This is a genomic window from Streptomyces sp. 2131.1 (genome assembly GCF_900105515.1).
GTDB lineage: Bacteria > Actinomycetota > Actinomycetes > Streptomycetales > Streptomycetaceae > Streptomyces > Streptomyces drozdowiczii.
This window is the reverse complement of the sequence record NZ_FNSY01000001.1, coordinates 7,141,937-7,158,223: the sequence shown is the minus strand read 5'-3', so window position 1 is coordinate 7,158,223 and position 16,287 is coordinate 7,141,937. Positions and strand designations below refer to the sequence as shown.

14 protein-coding genes are annotated in these 16,287 nt (G+C 70.6%); 1 reads left to right on the top strand and 13 read right to left on the bottom strand.

Annotated elements, in window-relative coordinates; genetic code table 11:
• Positions 1 to 27 precede the first annotated feature (27 nt).
• Positions 28 to 2,415: a M4 family metallopeptidase gene (locus BLW14_RS32035; RefSeq protein WP_093710547.1), complete on the bottom strand. Its 2,388-nt coding sequence runs from the start codon at positions 2,413 to 2,415 to the stop codon at positions 28 to 30.
• A gap of 153 nt (positions 2,416 to 2,568) precedes the next feature.
• Between BLW14_RS32035 and BLW14_RS32030 the strand changes: the two genes are divergently transcribed.
• A complete protein-coding gene (locus tag BLW14_RS32030) occupies positions 2,569 to 3,528 on the top strand; it encodes a LysR family transcriptional regulator (RefSeq protein WP_093710546.1) in 960 nt (319 codons plus the stop codon).
• Positions 3,529 to 3,877: 349 nt separating this feature from the next.
• Here BLW14_RS32030 and BLW14_RS32025 read toward each other — a convergent pair whose 3' ends face one another.
• From BLW14_RS32025 to BLW14_RS31970, 12 genes are all read right to left on the bottom strand, one after another.
• Positions 3,878 to 4,081, bottom strand: a complete 204-nt coding sequence (locus BLW14_RS32025) for a cold-shock protein (RefSeq protein ID WP_093710545.1) — start codon at positions 4,079 to 4,081, stop codon at positions 3,878 to 3,880.
• Positions 4,082 to 4,741: 660 nt separating this feature from the next.
• The gene (locus tag BLW14_RS32020) at positions 4,742 to 6,235 is read right to left on the bottom strand and encodes a CoA-acylating methylmalonate-semialdehyde dehydrogenase (protein WP_093710928.1); all 1,494 of its coding nucleotides are present in this window, start codon (positions 6,233 to 6,235) and stop codon (positions 4,742 to 4,744) included.
• 29 nt (positions 6,236 to 6,264) lie between these two features.
• A complete protein-coding gene (gene iolD, locus BLW14_RS32015) occupies positions 6,265 to 8,250 on the bottom strand; it encodes a 3D-(3,5/4)-trihydroxycyclohexane-1,2-dione acylhydrolase (decyclizing) (RefSeq protein WP_093710544.1) in 1,986 nt (661 codons plus the stop codon).
• On the bottom strand, positions 8,247 to 9,218 hold the full coding sequence (gene iolB, locus BLW14_RS32010) for a 5-deoxy-glucuronate isomerase (protein ID WP_093710543.1): 972 nt from the start codon (positions 9,216 to 9,218) through the stop codon (positions 8,247 to 8,249). Before iolB ends, iolD begins: the two co-directional genes overlap by 4 nt.
• A complete protein-coding gene (locus tag BLW14_RS32005; protein ID WP_093710542.1) occupies positions 9,215 to 10,093 on the bottom strand; it encodes a Cgl0159 family (beta/alpha)8-fold protein in 879 nt (292 codons plus the stop codon). The genes iolB and BLW14_RS32005 overlap by 4 nt, the downstream gene beginning before the upstream one ends.
• Positions 10,093 to 11,067, bottom strand: coding sequence for a 5-dehydro-2-deoxygluconokinase (iolC, locus tag BLW14_RS32000; RefSeq protein WP_093710541.1), 975 nt, complete (start codon positions 11,065 to 11,067; stop codon positions 10,093 to 10,095). The genes BLW14_RS32005 and iolC overlap by 1 nt, the downstream gene beginning before the upstream one ends.
• A 2-nt stretch (positions 11,068 to 11,069) precedes the next feature.
• On the bottom strand, positions 11,070 to 11,975 hold the full coding sequence (locus BLW14_RS31995) for a TIM barrel protein (protein WP_093710540.1): 906 nt from the start codon (positions 11,973 to 11,975) through the stop codon (positions 11,070 to 11,072).
• A 244-nt stretch (positions 11,976 to 12,219) separates the two neighbouring features.
• Positions 12,220 to 12,915 (bottom strand): MgtC/SapB family protein, encoded by a 696-nt coding sequence (locus BLW14_RS31990; protein WP_093710539.1) that lies wholly within the window; start codon positions 12,913 to 12,915, stop codon positions 12,220 to 12,222.
• A 79-nt stretch (positions 12,916 to 12,994) separates the two neighbouring features.
• Positions 12,995 to 13,786, bottom strand: coding sequence for an MBL fold metallo-hydrolase (locus tag BLW14_RS31985; RefSeq protein ID WP_093710538.1), 792 nt, complete (start codon positions 13,784 to 13,786; stop codon positions 12,995 to 12,997).
• Positions 13,783 to 14,640 carry an HAD hydrolase family protein gene (locus tag BLW14_RS31980; RefSeq protein ID WP_256332954.1) on the bottom strand — a complete coding sequence of 286 codons (858 nt, stop codon included), beginning with the start codon at positions 14,638 to 14,640 and terminating at the stop codon, positions 13,783 to 13,785. Before BLW14_RS31980 ends, BLW14_RS31985 begins: the two co-directional genes overlap by 4 nt.
• Positions 14,637 to 15,467 carry an inositol monophosphatase family protein gene (locus tag BLW14_RS31975; RefSeq protein ID WP_093710537.1) on the bottom strand — a complete coding sequence of 277 codons (831 nt, stop codon included), beginning with the start codon at positions 15,465 to 15,467 and terminating at the stop codon, positions 14,637 to 14,639. Before BLW14_RS31975 ends, BLW14_RS31980 begins: the two co-directional genes overlap by 4 nt.
• Complete coding sequence (locus BLW14_RS31970; protein WP_177154174.1) at positions 15,464 to 16,264, bottom strand: HAD family hydrolase; 801 nt, start codon at positions 16,262 to 16,264, stop codon at positions 15,464 to 15,466. Before BLW14_RS31970 ends, BLW14_RS31975 begins: the two co-directional genes overlap by 4 nt.
• Positions 16,265 to 16,287: the final 23 nt, after the last annotated feature.

Genomic DNA, 16,287 nt, shown 5'->3' with positions numbered 1-16,287 from the left:
CGGCACGGCGACGTGCCGGCCGAACGCTCAGCTGGTTGTCAGGGAGGTGTCGTCCACGACGAAGTTGGTCACGAGGTACGCGTCTTCGACGCCGGTGAACTTCAGGGTCACCGTCTGGCCCGCCAGCGAGGAGAGATCGAAGGACTTCTTGGCGTAGCCGGAGGCCGCATCGGCGTTGGAGTACGTCGCGAGGGTCTTGGATCCCGCGGTGACGGTCAGCTTGTCGTATACGCCGGCGTAGAACTCCGTGGTGTCGATGTGCAGGTAGAAGGACAGGGTCGCCTTGCAGCCTGCGGGGATCGTCACGGTCTGGGACAAGGTGTCGGTGTGTGCGGAGCCCCAGCCGTTGAGCCAGGCCGTGTAGGAACCGCCATGGGCCGGCTCACGAAGGTCGTTGTTGATGACGTCGCTGTTGGTCCAGCCGGTGTTGCCGGATTCGAAGCCTGGATTGGTCAGCAGTTGAGCCGCGGTGCAGCCGCCGTCCCCGCCGCTGGTGCTGATCTTCCAGGTGAAGGTCGTGGTGCCGGTGGCACCGGTGGAGTCGGTCACCGTGAGGGTAATGGTGTAGGTCCCGGCCGTGGTGGGCGTTCCGGAGATCAGGCCGGTCGAGGCGTTGATCGACAGGCCGGTGGGCAGGCCGGAGGCGTTGTAGGCCAGGGAGCCGCTGTTGGTGCTGCTCGCCTGGACCTGGAGGCTGACGGCGGTGTCGACAGTGGAGGACTGGCTGCCCGGGTTGGTCACGGCGACGCCGCCGACCGGTGGGTCGATGTGGCTGCCCACGTTGATGCCGGCGAAGGCGTTGCCGACGGCCGCGTACTGGGCGGAGTTGGTGCCGTAGAGCGCGGACGCGGCGTTGAGGGCGGCGGTGCGGGCGCCGGCGTAGTTGGTGCTGGACGTCATGTACGAGGTCAGCGCCTTGTACCAGATCTTCAGGGCGGCGTCGCGGCCGATGCCGGTGACGGCGACGCCGTCGGCGGTCGGGCTGTTGTAGGTGACGCCGTTGATCGTCTTGCTGCCGCTGCCCTCGGAGAGCAGGTAGAACATGTGGTTCGCGGGGCCCGAGGAGTAGTGCACGTCGAGATTGCCTACGCCGGAGTACCAGCTGTCCGCCGAGTTTCCGTCCTTGCTGGGCTTGTCCATGTAGCGCAGCGGCGAGCCGTTGCTGTTGATGTCGACCTTCTCACCCACGAGGTAGTCGCCGACGTCCGTGCTGTTGTCGGCGTAGAACTCCACACCCGCGCCGAAGATGTCCGAGGTGGCCTCGTTGAGGCCGCCGGACTCCCCGCTGTAGGTGAGGCCCGCGGTGTTGGAGGTGACGCCGTGGCTCATCTCGTGGCCGGCTATGTCCAGCGCGGTCAGTGCGTGGGTGTTGCCCGAGCCGTCACCGTAGGTCATGCAGAAGCAGCTGTCGTCCCAGTACGCATTCACGTAGGCGTTGCCGTAGTGGACGCGGGAGTAGGCGGCGACGCCGTCGTTGCGTATGCCGCTGCGGCCGAACGTCTCCTTGAAGAAGTCCCAGGTCTCCTGCGCGCCGTAGGCGGCGTCCGCGCCCGCGGTCTGCGTGTGCGAGCCTGAGCCGGTGCCCCAGACGTCGTCGGTATCGGTCATCAGGGTGCCGGTGCCCGACGTGGCGTTGTTGAGACTGTAGGTCTTGTGGCCGCCGCGCGTGGTGTCGTAGAGCTGGTACGTCGAACCGGACCGCGTGGTGTCCAGCGTGACGGAGCCGCTGTACTGGGTGTTTCCGGTGCCGGTCTTGATGTCCTGGTAGCGGGTGATCTCCTTGCCGGTGTCCGCGTCGGTGATCACGTGCAGGCGGCTCGGGGTGCCGTCGTCCTGCAGGCCGCCGATCACCGTCTCCCAGGCAAGTCTGGGGGTACCGCTGCCGGCCCAGACGACCTTGCGGGCGCTTTCAGTAGCGGGCTGCCGGGCATCCAGTGTGCGGGCCGTCTTGAGCGCCTTGGTCTCGGCCTCCGCCTTGGTCAGGGAGGCGGTGGTGGAGGCGACGCGGATGTCGCGCTTGGTGTTGAAGGTCGTGGCCACCGTGCCGGACGCCTGCGACGCGGGTGCGGTGTGCACGACCAGGTCGCCGCCGAGAACGGGCAGGCCGGCGTAGGTGCGCTCGTAGCGCGTGTGCAGGGTGCCGTCGTTGTCCTTCACGACGTCCTTGACGACCAGCTTCTCCTTCGTGCCGAGGCCGAGGGTGCGAGCGGTGTCAGCGCTCTTGTCCTCGGCCTTGCGGACGAGCGCCTTGCTCTCGGCCGGGCTGAGCTTGGCTTCCAGGGCGCCGTGGTGCAAACCTCGGGGGGCGTTGTCGGCGCTCCGGTCTGCCGCGGTGGCGGTGGTCGCCAGTGTGCAGGCGAGGCCCGCCGTCAGGGCAAGGGTGGCGAGGGCCGCCGTGAGTCTGGTGGGTTGCACTTCTGCTCCGGGTATTCAGGGGGGGTGGGGATGGGCCAAGTATGGGTGTGTGCATGCCATAGAGGGGACATCTCATCGCCTATAAGACGGGTGTTATGGATTGCGTCGCCGGAGCCCTTCAACTCAGCTGCTGTGCCTGCATATGCTGGAGAAATGCAGCTAGAGCTGAGGCATCTGGAAGCTGTCCTCCAGGTGGCGGAGGCAGGTAGCGTGGGGCGTGCAGCAGCGCGGCTCGGGGTGTCCCAGCCCGCCCTTTCCGCGCAGTTGCGCCGTATCGAACGAGTGGCGGGCGGGGAGCTGTTCGTCCGCAGCGCGTCCGGGGTTGCACCGACGCCGCTGGGCGAGTTCGTGCTGTCGGCGGCCCGCCGGGTGCTCGGCGAAATGGACGCCCTGACCGCCGGGACGCGAGCCGCCGCTCCGCACCCGACACTGCGGCTCGGGTGCATCCTGCTCGTCCTGGTGGACCAGTTGTTCGGGCGTCTGGAGACGGAACTGCCCGACCACGAAATCGACATCACCATCGAGCACTCGGCGCCCGCGCTCATGCGCATGCTCCAGGCCGGACAGTACGACGCGATCCTGTTCGGAGAGGTCGCGGACCACGAGGTGCCGCTAACCGACGGTGTGGCGGTGCGCACCCTCATACCGAAGGAACCTGCATGCGTGCGCCTGTCGGCCTCCCACCCACTGGCCGGGCAGAAGGAAATCGAACTTGCCGACCTCGCGGGCGAGACCTGGACGACGTTGACCGATGACGGTGATGGCGGACCCGAGGCTATGACGGATGCTTGCCGACGAGCCGGGTTCACACCGAAGCTGCGCTACCGGATCGCCGACCGCCGAATGCGGTGGGAACTGATCGCCGCCGGACGAGCCGTCTCCCTGTGCCAGCCCACCTCGCCGCACGTCGAGGGCACAGTGCTCCGACCGTTGGCCGGCGACCCGATCATCGGCCGCATCCGGCTTGCCTGGAACCGGGCCGCGATCTCCGAACCACGCGCCGGCCTGCTGTTCCGTGCGGTGGCTCGCGCGTACCTCGACAGCATCCCGAACAACACGTTCTTCCAAGCCTGGTGGGAATCCCGACCGGAGCTGCATCCGGCCTTCGACTGAATGCCAGCAGCCCACGGGACTGTCACCGTGCGAAGTGGCCCCAGGCAACGGGGCCGCAGCCCCGCAGTGCCGTGGCGCCGGTCATGCCGGCCCGTACCGCGCTCGTCACCGCCGAGGTGCGGGCGCTTCTTCCCGACCGCCGATCCGAAACTGCGTTACCGAAATGACAGCGAGTCGCCCGGGCGCCGTCTCACCGGCGGGCAGTGCCTTCGGCGGCCGCAACCGGGCCGCCGCCGTGTCTAGAAAGGGGAGCGGCTCCCGGGCAGGGCACCGCATGGTTGTTGGCAGGGCGACGCGGAATGCGGCTGCCGGCCCGGCAGCCACCCCCCAGGGCCGTGGCTTCGCTCGGTCAGCCGCGGACGATGTTCTGCGCCTGCGGGCCCTTCTGGCCCTGCCCGATGTCGAAGGTGACGTGCTCGCCTTCCGTCAACTCGCGGTAGCCGTTGCCCTGGATCTCGGAGTAGTGCGCGAAGACGTCCGCACCTCCACCGTCCTGCGCGATGAAGCCGAAGCCCTTTTCGGAGTTGAACCACTTCACAGTGCCGCTGGCCATGCTGTTGATCCTTCGCTCATACCTGGGAACACCGCCCGGACGTCCTGGCGCGCTCCGGCCCCTGGCAGCAGGAACCGCACACGTTCTACCCCGCCTGGTCCCACTTATCCGATCAACGACACGCGCGGCCCGAAGCGACCATCCCGCGACCACGTCACCGCCTCCTGGACCAGGCTCTCTACCGCGTCGCGCACCTGTTCCTCGGTCCGCGCGACATCCCGTCCGCCAGCGAGTTGCAACAACGCGGTCGAGCGGGCTTTTGCGAGCCGGATGCCGAGTTTGCGGAGTCGTTCGCCCCTGGCCCAGGCACTTATCGGGCGGCCGGGCTGGCCGCCGGGAAAGAGCCAGACGAGTCTGTCCAGCCGAGGACGGCATGGCTGCGCCGAGTCCCGGCCTGCCGGGGGGCCAGTGCAGCGACGGGCGCGGGGAGCTCGACGGGGACGGTGTCAAGGCGGATGCGGATGGTTCCGTCCCTCTCCTCGATGTGGTCGACGGTGAGCCGGGAGATCGCTGCCGGCCACTGGGCGTAAACGGACTGAGGTGGCTGGGCAGGCAAGGGGCCGGGACGGCACTCTGTGATGAGTACCGGTCAGTAGTCTGCCGGGCCGGCACGGCGAGGGGCGATCCTCCAGCAGGCGCGGACCTCCGCGCCGGGGCCGTTCACCCGTTCTGGGGGAAGCCGAGATCGATGCCGCCGTGGCTGGGGTCGGCCCACCGGGAGGTGACGACCTTGCCCCGGGTGAAGAAGTGGACCCCCTCGGTGCCGTGCGCGTGGGTGTCTCCGAACAGGCTGTTCTTCCAGCCGCCGAAGGAGAAGTAGGAGACGGGCACGGGGATCGGCACGTTGATGCCGACCATGCCGACCTCGACCTCGTTCTGGAAGCGCCGGGCCGCCCCGCCGTCATTGGTGTAGATCGCGGTGCCGTTGCCGTACGGGTTGGTGTTGATGAGGGCCAGGCCGTCATCGTAGGAGGGCACACGGACCACCGAGAGGACGGGGCCGAAGATCTCGTCGGTGTAGAGGGACATGTCGGCACTGACGTGGTCGAAGAGTGTCGGAGCCAGGAAGAAGCCGTCCCCGTCTGCGTCGATCGCGCCTTCGCGGCCGTCGACGAGCAGGGTGGCACCGGCTTTGACGCCGGCGTCGAGGTAGGAGGCGACCTTGTCCCGGTGCTCCCGGGTGACCAGGGGACCCATGTCGCAGTCGCGGGTTCCGTCGCCGGTACGCAGGCGGCGCATCCGTTCGACGATCCGTGTCACGAGCGCGTCGGCAACCGGTTCGACGGCGACGAGCACGGAAATCGCCATGCACCGTTCGCCGGCCGAGCCGAAGCCGGCGTTGATGGCGGCGTCCGCAGCGAGGTCGAGGTCGGCGTCCGGCAGCACCAGCATGTGGTTCTTCGCGCCGCCCAGGGCCTGGACCCGCTTGCCACGGGCGGTCGCCTGCTCGTACACGTACCTTGCGATGGGTGTCGAGCCGACGAAGGACACGGCCTTTACATCGTCGTGGTGGAGGAGCGCGTCTACGGCCTTCTTGTCGCCGTTGACGACCTGGAACAGGCCGTCGGGCAGACCGGCTTCCTTCCACAGGGCGGCCAGGGCGAGGGCGGCGCTGGGGTCCTTCTCGCTGGGCTTGAGCACCACCGCGTTGCCGCAGGCCAGGGCGATGGGGACGAACCACATGGGCACCATGGCGGGGAAGTTGAAGGGCGAGATCACCGCGACGACGCCGAGGCTCTGCCGGACGGAGTGGACGTCCACCCGGGTCGACGCGTTCTCGGAGTAGTCCCCCTTGAGCAGCTGCGGAATTCCGCAGGCGAACTCGGCGACCTCAAGGCCCCTGGTGACCTCTCCGAGGGCGTCCATCAGCACCTTGCCGTGCTCGGCGGTGATCAGGGAGGCGATTTCCCGCTTGTGCGCGTTGAGCAGTTCCCGGAAGGCGAAGAGCACGTGCACCCGCTTGGCGAGGGACTGCGTGCGCCAGTCCCGCCAGGCCGTCTTCGCGGAGGCGACGGCGGCGTCGACGAGTTCGGCCGAAGCCAGGTCCACGGTCCCGGTGTGCTCTCCGGTGGCGGGATTGTGGACCGGGTTGGTGCGTCCGGCGGGTCCGTCCCAGAGACGGCCGTCGATGAAGTGGGTGATCCGTTGCGGCAGGCTCACGGCGAGCTCCTTCTGCGATGTGGTCAGGACTGGTTCCCGGCACGCGCTGCGGGCGGGCCGTTCCGCTCCGCGTCGGCCGCGGGGGCGAGCAGGGGCCGCTGGGCCTTCTTGTGGGCCGTGTAGGAAGCGTGGGCCTCCTGCGTCGAGCCGAGCCGGGAGACCGCGCTGACGGGGACGTCCCACCAGCTCTCGCTGTCCGGCGCGAAGACGTGCGGGTCGGTCTCGACGTGGATGACGAAGGGGCCGCCGTCCGCCGGCCACGTCTTGGCCTGTGCGACGGCTGCCGCCAATTCGCTGCGGGAACGCACCTCGACGACGTGGGCACCGAGGCTGCGGGCGTTGCCGGCGAGGTCGGTGGGGAGGTTCGGGCCGTCCAGGCGTCCGTCGGCCGAGCGGTAGCGGTAGCGGGTGCCGAAACGCTGGGAGCCGAGCGATTCCGACAGGGAGCCGATCGAGTGGAAGCCGTTGTTCTGGACGAGGACGACGACGATCTTGAGCCGCTCCTGGACGGCGGTGGCCAGTTCGGTCGGCATCATGAGGTACCCGCCGTCGCCGACCATGGCGAAGACGTCCCGGGTGTCGTCGGCGAGCCGGACTCCGAGTGCGGCGGGGATCTCGTAGCCCATGCAGGAGTAGCCGTACTCGACGTGATACCCCTTGCGGTCGCGCACGCGCCACAGCTTGTGCAGGTCACCGGGCATGGAGCCGGCCGCGCACAGGACGACGTCGCGCGGGTCGCTCAGTTCGTTGACGCAGCCGAGCACGGTGGCCTGGGTGAGGACGCCGTCGGGGAGCCGTTCGGTCACCTCGGGCGGCGGGTTGTACGCGGCCTCGACCTGCTCGTTCCAGCTGTGCCACAACTCGTCCTGCCGCTTCTCGTAAGCGGAGTCGACACGGTGTCCGCCCAGTACGTCGGTGAGGGCGGTCAGCGCCTCACGGGCGTCGGCGACGACCGAGAGGCCGGCGTGCTTGCCGGCGTCGAAGCCGGTGACGTTGATGTTGATGAAGCGGACGTTCTCGTGCTGGAAGGCGGTCCGCGAGGCGGTTGTGAAGTCGGCCCAGCGGGTTCCCACGCCGATGACGAGGTCCGCGTCCCGGGCGAGGGCGTTCGCCGCGGTCGTGCCGGTGGAGCCGATGCCGCCCATCTGCTGCGGATGGCCGTGGGGCAGCGATCCCTTGCCCGCCTGGGTCTCGCCGACCGGGATGCCGGTCTTCTCGGCCAGCGCGGTGAGCGCCTCCTCCGCCGCGGAGTGGTGTACGCCGCCCCCCGCCACGATGAGCGGGCACCGGGCCTGTCGTACGAGGTCGGCGGCGGCCGTGAGGCGGGTGGGTTCGGCCGGTGGGCGGGCCACGTGCCAGGTGCGGTCGTGGAACAGTTCGGCGGGCCAGTCGTATCCCTCGGCCTGGACGTCCTGGGGCAGCGCGATCGTCACCGCACCGGTCTCCGCGGGGTCGGTGAGCACCCGCATGGCTCCCATGAGGGCCGAGGGAAGTTGCTCGGGGCGGGTGACCCGGTCGAAGAACCGTGACAGGGGCCTGAAGGCGTCGTTGACGGAGATGTCTGCCGCGCAGGGATGCTCGAGTTCCTGGAGCACGGGGGCGCTGGGGCGGGTGGCGAACGTATCGGCGGGCAGCAGCAGGACGGGGAGGCGGTTGATGGTGGCCAGTGCCGCGCCTGTGAGCATGTTCGTGGATCCCGGGCCGATCGACGCGGTGCAGGCCCAGGTCTGCAAGCGGTCCTTCTGCCGGGCATAGGCGACGGCGGTGTGCACCATGGCCTGTTCGTTGCGGGCCAGGATGTAGGGAAGGTCGGGGCGCCCTTCCGCTTCGTGCTCGTGTTCGAGGAGTGCTTGGCCGATGCCCGCGACGTTGCCGTGGCCGAAGATGCCGAGGACGCCCGCGAACAGCGGTCTGCGCTGTTCGTCGCGCTCGGACCACTGGGCGGCGAGGAACCTGACGGTCGCCTGCGACACGGTGAGCCGCACGGTTGCGGACGGTGCGGTGTTCATGCGGCGCCTCCTGGTGTGCGGCGTGCGGGCCGGGTTGCTCCGGCGGCCCGGTGGGGCGCCGGTCGTGCGTCGAAGGGCAGCTCCGGCCATGTCTCGCGGACCCAGGCGTGGGCGGGGTCGTCGCTGATGAGCCAGGCGCGCTCGGGGCCGGGACCGGCCATGACGTTGAGGTAGTACAGATGGGCGTCCGGCGCGGCCATCGCGGGACCGTGCCACCCGTGGGGCACCAGGACGACGTCGCCGGAGCGGACTTCGGCGAGTACGTCTATGGGCCGATCGGTGTCGGAGGTGTAGACGCGCTGGTAGCCGACGGGGTCGGTGCAGCGGGCGTTCGTGGGTTCCGTCTCGAAGTAGTAGATCTCCTCCAGCATGCTCTCCTCCCCCGGGAGTGCGGTGTCATGTTTGTGCGGCGGCCAGGAACTCCAGTTACCGGCTGGTGTGATGACCTCGCAGGCGATGAGGGCGTCCGCGCCGAGCACCTCGGGGCTGGCGAAGTTACGTACCTGCCGGGAGGCGTTGCCGGCCCCGCGCCGTTCGACCGGTACCTCGGCCGCGGCCAGGTGCCGGAAGGCGTAACCGCCGGGCGAGCCCTGACGGGTGTCCCCCGCCACGCGCGCCCCTGCAAGAGCGAGCCGGACCGGTCCGGCAGAGGCCCGGAGGGTGATCCGCGACCGCGCGGGCACGTACACGGTGTCGGTGGGGCCGGCGAACACATCGGGGCGGCCGGAGAGTTCCGCCACGTGGGTACGTGCGTCGGCGGTCACCGCGGTGACCTGAGCACTGCCCGACAGCGGCACGACGACGTGCTCCCAGTCCCCCGCGTCCACCGCCCGGCTCTCGCCGGGGGCCAGGGTCGTCACATGGAGGCTGGTGTGCCGCCAGTCCTGGCCGTCGGCGGTGACGGCGGTCTGCCATCCCGTGGCGGCGGACGTCCCCAGGGGGCGCACCCATCGGCTGTTGTCACTCATGTGCCGCTCCCGTGCACGATCCCGGCCGCGACGTCGACGGCGGCTGCGACGTCGCCGTCGGGCGGGTAGAGCAGGGTGCGTCCGACGACCAGTCCTCGCGTCGCCGGCAGCGACATCGCCTTCGCCCAGGAGGCGTAGGTGTCGTGCGGATCGCCTTGCGGGTCACCGCCGAGCAGCAGGGTGGGCAGGGTGGTCGCGTCCAGGACGCGCTCGAGTTCGTCGACGACCGGCAGTTTGAGCCAGGTGTAGGCGCTGGACGCGCCGAGTCCGCTGGCGATGTGGATCGACTTCATGACGCTGTCGGGGTCGAGGAGGTTGCGCGCGCGGCCTTCCTCGCGGACGGTGAGGAAGGGTTCGACCATGGCCATGAGGCTGTGGTCGGCCAGGCCGGTGACGGCGGCGGCGGTCGCTTCGAGGGTGGCCGCGGTGCCGGGGTCGTCGAGACAGATCCGGGTGAGTGTCTTGCCGCCCTCGAGCCCGTGGCCGGCGATCGCCTCGGCGGTGTAGGCGGTGAATCGGTCGTCGAATTCGAAGGACGCGCCCTGGAGTCCGCCGCGGTTCATCGAACCGATGGCGACCCGGTCCTCCAGGGCGCCCATCAGCAGCAGGTCGTCGAGGAGGTCCGGGGTGCCCAGCACGCCGTCCACCCCGGGGCGGGACAAAGCGGTGGCCAGGCGGTCGAGCAGCGTGCTGCGGCTCGCCATGGCCGCCTCGTCGCCACCCGCGCCCAGGGCTCCGCGGGCGGGATGGTCGGCCGCGACGATGAGCAGGCGGCCGTCCTCGCCGGTCAGCGGCCGGCGGGAGCGCTTCTGCCAGGACCGTGCGATACGGCCGGGCTCGCGGGCCCGGATCTCGGTCAGTTGTGCGGCATCCATCAGGCGATCCCTTCGGCATGGGCCGGCGACCGGGACGCGAGGACCGCCTCTACCTCGGCCGTGGTCGGCATGGCGGTGGAACAGGCCAGGTGGGAGGCGACGATGGCGCCCGCGGCATTGGCGAACTCGATGACGCGGCGCAGGTCCCAGCCGCTGAGCAGGCCGTGGACGAGCCCGCCTCCGAACGCGTCACCCGCGCCGAGCCCGTTGACGACCTCGACGGGGAACGGTGCGACGCTCACCCGTTCGTCCGGGGTGGCGGCCAGGACACCGGCCGGCCCCATCTTGACGACGGCGAGGTCGAGGCCGCGTTCCAGCAGGGCGTCCGCCGCCCGCTGCGGGTCCGTCTCCCCCACGGCGACTTCGCATTCCTCCCTATTGCCGACGGCGACGGTGACGTGCTCGAGGGCACGGTCGACCTGGTGGCGGGCCTCCTCGGTTCCGGCCCAGAACATGGGGCGGTAGTCGAGGTCCAGGACCGTGCGGGTGCGCCGGCCGCGGGTTCGCCAGGCGGCGAAGTGCGCGGCACGGCTGGGCTCCGCCGACAGGCCGGTGACGGTGGCCCAGAACACCGCCGCTTCGCGGACGTCCTCCAGGGGCAGTGTGCCGGGATCGATCATGAGGTCAGGGGCCGCGCCGTACCGGTAGAAGTAGAGCGGGAAGTCGTCGGGCGGGAAGACTTCGCAGAAGGTGACCGGGGTGGGCGGTCCGTCCGGCGCGGTGAGGGGTGTGATGAAGGCGGTGTTCACGCCGAGGCGGGCGGCCTCCTGTTGGACGTACCGGCCGAAGGGGTCACGGCCCACCCGGGTTATCAGGGCGGCGTCGCGGCCGTGGCGGGCCGCGGCGACGGCGACGTTCATGGCGCTTCCGCCGAGAAACTTCTCGAACGTGCTCACCTGTTCAAGGCCGACGCCGTGGTCGAGCGGATAGATGTCGACGCCGGCCCGTCCGATGGCGAGGAACTCGTGAGCCATGGTCAGCCCACCACGGTGTCGTCGCCGGCGAGGGAACGAAGGTGGGCGACCGAGGCGCGGACGTCGTCGAGGGGATCGGCTCCACCGTCCTCACCGGGTGCGGCGCGCAGGATGGTGTCCTGTTCGAGCACGTACCATCCGGCGTATCCGTCCGCCTCCAGCAGGCGGACGATTTCCGCGATGTCGATGTCGCCGGCGCCCAGGGGAACGTACATGCCCTCGGCGACCGCCTGGGTGTACGTCATGCGCCCGGCCCGTACGTTGTCGGCGAGGTCGAGGCGTACGTCCTTGAGATGGACATGAGCGATGCGGCCGGGCAGCCGGGCGGCGAGGTCCCGGGGGTCGCCGCCGCCGATGAGCAGGTGGCCGGTGTCCAGGCACAGCCCGATGCCCGATCCGTCGAGGACCCGCTGGGTCTCGTCGCCCGATTCGACCATCGTGCCCACATGGGGGTGGAGGGTCGCGAGGACGCCTGCGTCGGTTGCGGCGACGGAGATCCGGTCGAGGTTGGCGAGGAGGACGGACCACCCCGCGGCGTCGAGTGCGGGCCGGTCGTCGTAGCCGTCGGAGCCGGTCGCCGCCGCGATGACGACGGTGCGGGCGTCGGCCGCCAGGAGAGCGGTCAGCGCGGTCTCGACCTCGGGGAGCGGGTCGTGGTCCGGGTCGTGGAGGACGACCGGCACGAACTGGCCGACGGCGCGCAGGCCGTGCGAGGCGAGTGTCTCGGCCTTGGCCGCGGGGGCGTCGGGGAGAAAGCCGTCCGGTCCGAACTCGGTGGCGGCGAGTCCGGCCTCGCGCATCTGCCGCAGGACCAGGTCGGTGCCGAGCTGGTGGCCCCAGCCCGGGACCTCACAGACGCCCCAGGAGATGGGTGCTCCCGCGATGCGCTGGGTGAGGGGTGCGGTCACGGCCTGCCTCCTTCGGCGGTGTGTACGGCGTGGGCCAGGCTGATCGGCATGCCGTCCTCTTCTCTCTCCGTGGTGGGTGTGCCGGGCATGTGTCCGGCTCTCGTGACCGAGCTTGCTCCGTCATGTAGCGACCTGTCAACCTATTGTCCTTACATACTGACTGAAGAATTGCTCATGCCCGGGTGCCCAGCTGCCGCCGGAAGGGGCAGCAACAAGCAACACGGCCTTGCGTGCGCGGAGTCCTTCAGTCGACCTCATCCTGCAACAGAGTCACCTCGGTTATCCCCTCCCGGTCGGAGAGGCGAGGCACCAGCTCGTCGTACACCCCGTTCCCGGACAACTCGAGCAGGACACCCACCTGGGCGGGGGCCGCCTCCGCCGCCGGGCAGCCGGCCGTCCGCAGGCCGGCCACGTGGAATCCCGCGCCCGTACACTCCCGGACGATGTCGCGCAGCAGTCCGCGTCCATCCAGGTAACTGACGCGCAGCAGCACCGACTCCGTGGGCGAGCGGGGCAACTGCCGTGCGATCACCGGGAACGCGAACGTGACCAGGAGGTAGGCCGCCGTCACAGCGGCTGCCAGCAGCAACAGCCCCGCGCCCGCGGCCGCGCCGATCGACGCCGCCAGCCACACGCTGGCCGCCGTCGTCAGACCACGCACCGCGTCCCTGCGCACGAATATCAGTCCACCGCCGATGAACCCGATACCGGATACGATCTGCGCGGCGACGCGTGAAGGGTCCAGTGCCACGCCGGGCAGTCCCAGCATGTCGGCGAAGCCGTACTTCGAAACCAGCATGAACAGCGCCGATCCGAGGCCGACCAGCACATGGGTGCGCAGGCCGGCCGACTTCTGGCGGTACTCGCGCTCCAGACCGATGACGGCACACAGAGCGAAGGCCACCGCCAAGTGGGCGAGTGATGTCCCGTCGTGGTTCACCGGGCCATCGCCCCGAGCGCCGATCGCACCGCCGCCTCGCGGACCACAAGGATCGCGGTCGACAGCCTCTCGCCCCGTCTCATGTCTCCTCCTTCGGGTTCGGCGCGCGTGCGGAGCGGCCGGGAGCCAGCCGCAGGCCGGGCCGGGCCAGCAGCACCGGGCCACCGAACCGGGCCGCCGCCGCGGCCAACGAGCGTCCGGCGTCCTCCCACGGGCGCAGATGGGTCACCGCGAGCAGGCCGGTTCCGGCGGCGGCCGCCAGCTCCCCGGTCTGCCGGGCGGTGAGATGGTGCGGAGGGGGACCGGCGGCGTCGTCGTCCCAGCGGCCGCGTGCCGCACCGGGCGCGTCGCCGGGTCCCAGTGCCGCCTCCGCCAGCAGCAGTCCGGTGTCGAGGGCCAGGTCCAGGAGCGCGCGGCAGGGCCCCGAGTCACCGGTGTACGTCAGCGATCCCCCGCCGGTCTCGACCCGCACGGCGTACGTCTCCACCGAGTGGCGTACAGGCACCAGACGGAGTCTGAACGGCCCGCGATCCAGCTCGCCCGGACGGGAGTCCTCGAAGGCCAACGGCGACGTACGGCTCGCGCCCGCCCGTGTGCCGGCCGGGGCGATCACCCGGGTCGGCTCGGCACGCGGCGCCAGCTTCTCCTGGGCGTACGCCAGCGCCGCCAGGTCCGCCGAGTGGTCGCCGTGCCGGTGGGTGACGACGACGGTGTCGACCTGGTCCGGCCGGGCATACGTCAGCAGCGTGCCGAAGGCTCCCGTACCGAGATCGAGCAGCAGCCGGTGACCGCCGTGCTCCACCAGGTACCCGGAGCAGGGGTTGTTTGGCCCGGGCACCGACCCCGAGGAGCCGAGGACGGTGACGATCACCGTCCGGCGCCCTGGATGACGTGCTCGACGAGGTCAGCGACCGCGCCCAGCCCGCACGGGCCCACCACGATGTCCGCGGCGGCGCGGACTTCCTTGTGCCCGTCGCCGACTGCCGCGCCCAGGCCGGCGGCGCGCACCATGGCGGTGTCGTTGGGGTTGTCGCCGATGGCCGCGACGCGCTCCATCGGCACGCCCGCCCGCTCGGCGAGCCGGCGCACCGCCACCTCCTTGCCCGCGGCACCCGGCAGGATCTCCAGATAGGTGTCCTCCGACTGCAGGAGGCGGGCGGCCGGGCAGTGCCGGGCCGTCAGCCGGGCCAGTGGACCGAGGCCCGGCCGGTCGGCGATCAGCATCACCTTCGTCGGTGCCTGCGGCACGGCGTCCTCGCGCAGTTCGATCCGGTCGCGTCCGGCGTAGGCCGCCAGCGAGGGCGCTGCCCGCAGGATGTGGGCGTCCTCGCCGGCGAAGGCCACCGCTCCTACGCCGTCGGGGAGTTCACGGAGCAGATCATCGCGCAGGGCGTCCCACGAGACCCCCAGGTTCAGGTCGAGCAGCCGTGTTCCGGACAGCGGATCGACGACGCGTGCGCCGTTGTAGACGATCAGCGGTGTGCTCAGGCCCAGTTCCTGGTGGTAGCGGCCCGCCGAGACCTCGTTGCGGCCGGTGGCGATGACCACGGTGCCGCCCATGTCCTGGTAGCGCCGCAGGGCCTCGGCACTGCGGGGCACGATCCGCAGGTCACGGCCGACCAGCGTGCCGTCCAGGTCGGTGACGATCCACGCGTAGTGCGGGGGTGCCTCCGGCATCATCATGAGGCACTCCTCGCGGGCAAGGGGTGCCTCCGGCATCGTCATGAGGCACTCCTCGCGGGCAGCCGGCTCAGGTACCACTCCACGAACTCACGCGCGGCGTGCGGTTCGAGGTTCGCCCCGTGTGCGAGATACCCGGGCTGGTCCCAGCCCCCGTCACCGGCGAAGGACTCGTACACGCCGCCGGAACGCCGGACCAGCATCCGGGCGGCGCAGATGTCCCAGGCGTTGACGGAGGTGCCCAGGGCCGCGTCACACCAGCCGGCCGCGACGTGGGCGAGGGTCAGCGCGGCGCTCCCCGTACGGCGTACGGTTCCGTAGCGGGTGACGAGTTCACCGAACCTGGGCAGCGTCTCCGGGTCGTTCCACGCCAGCTCCCGGGTGGTGGGGAAGCCGGTGATGAGCAGCCCGCGGGCCTCTTCGCGCACTCCGGCGGGGCGCAGCGGCTCGGCGTTGAGGCAGGCGCCGGTGGCGTCGGCGGTGAAGACGTGTCCGGCGACCGGATCAACGATCGCGCCCGCCACGGGTTCGCCGTCGACCGTGACGCCGACGGACGTGCAGAAGAAGGCGAGACCTCGCGCGAAATTGGCGGTCCCGTCGATGGGGTCGACGTACCAGGCGATGCGGCCGCTGCCGTCCTGACGGCCGCCTTCCTCCCCCACGACCGTGCTGTCGGGCACCCGCTTGACCAGCAGGTCACGGATGCGCTCTTCGGCGCGCTTGTCGTGCACGGTGACGGGGTCGTGCTCGTCGCGTTTGAAGTCGACGTCCATGGCGCTTCGGAAGGCCGCCACGAGGTCGGGACCGACGGCCAGCGCCGCCTCGGTGGCAACCTCGCGCAGCCGTACGGAGAGCTCGTCCAGTTCGTTCATGCCGCGGCCTCCTGCCCGGGGGTGTGTGCGGTGTGGCGGGTGAGTGCGGTACGCAGCAGGTCCAGCAGTTCCGTTCCGTCGGCGACCTCGGCGTCGGGCCGGGGGCGGCTTTGCGGGTCGCGACGGTCGGCGGGGCGCATGAGGATCGTCACCCCGGCCCCCGCGCGCTTCCCGCACACCACGTCGCGGTCATAGTTGTCGCCGACGTACCAGCAGTCGGCGGGGACGACCGACAGGGCGCGGGCGGCCAGGAGGATCATCTCGGGGTCGGGTTTGCGCCGCCCCGTCTCGTCGGAGTACACCTGCACGTCGAGCAGGGGGCCGGTGCCGAAGCGCCGGGCCAGATCCCGGTTGAGCGCGCCGACGAGGGTGTTGGAGACGATGCCGGTGCGCACACCGTGGCGGCGGGCGAGCCGCAGCGTCTCGAGCATGCCCGGGGCCACCGTCTTGTCGCTCTCGGCGAGGACCAGTTCGCGGCATAGCGAAGTCGCCTCCGCACCGACGAGAGCGCGGGCTGCGGGTGGCCAGTCCGCGGCGATGAAGTCCTCCCAGAGTTCGCGGTGCCTGATCTCGCGGGGCTCGGGGTTGCGGACAAGCCCGTTCTTCCAGGCTCGGTACGCGGCCCTGCCGGCGGTGATGTCGGCCAGCACGGCGGCGCGGTCGAGACCTGATGAAGGGCCGGTCAGGGCGTGCACGCGGGCGGCGAAGTCAGCCATGCGCTCGGGGCGCTTGACGGACCGCATCAGCACACCGCCGTGGTCCAGCAGCAGCGCCCGCGGGGGGCGGAGCGTCGTCACGGGGTCTCCCATCGGGTGGTTCG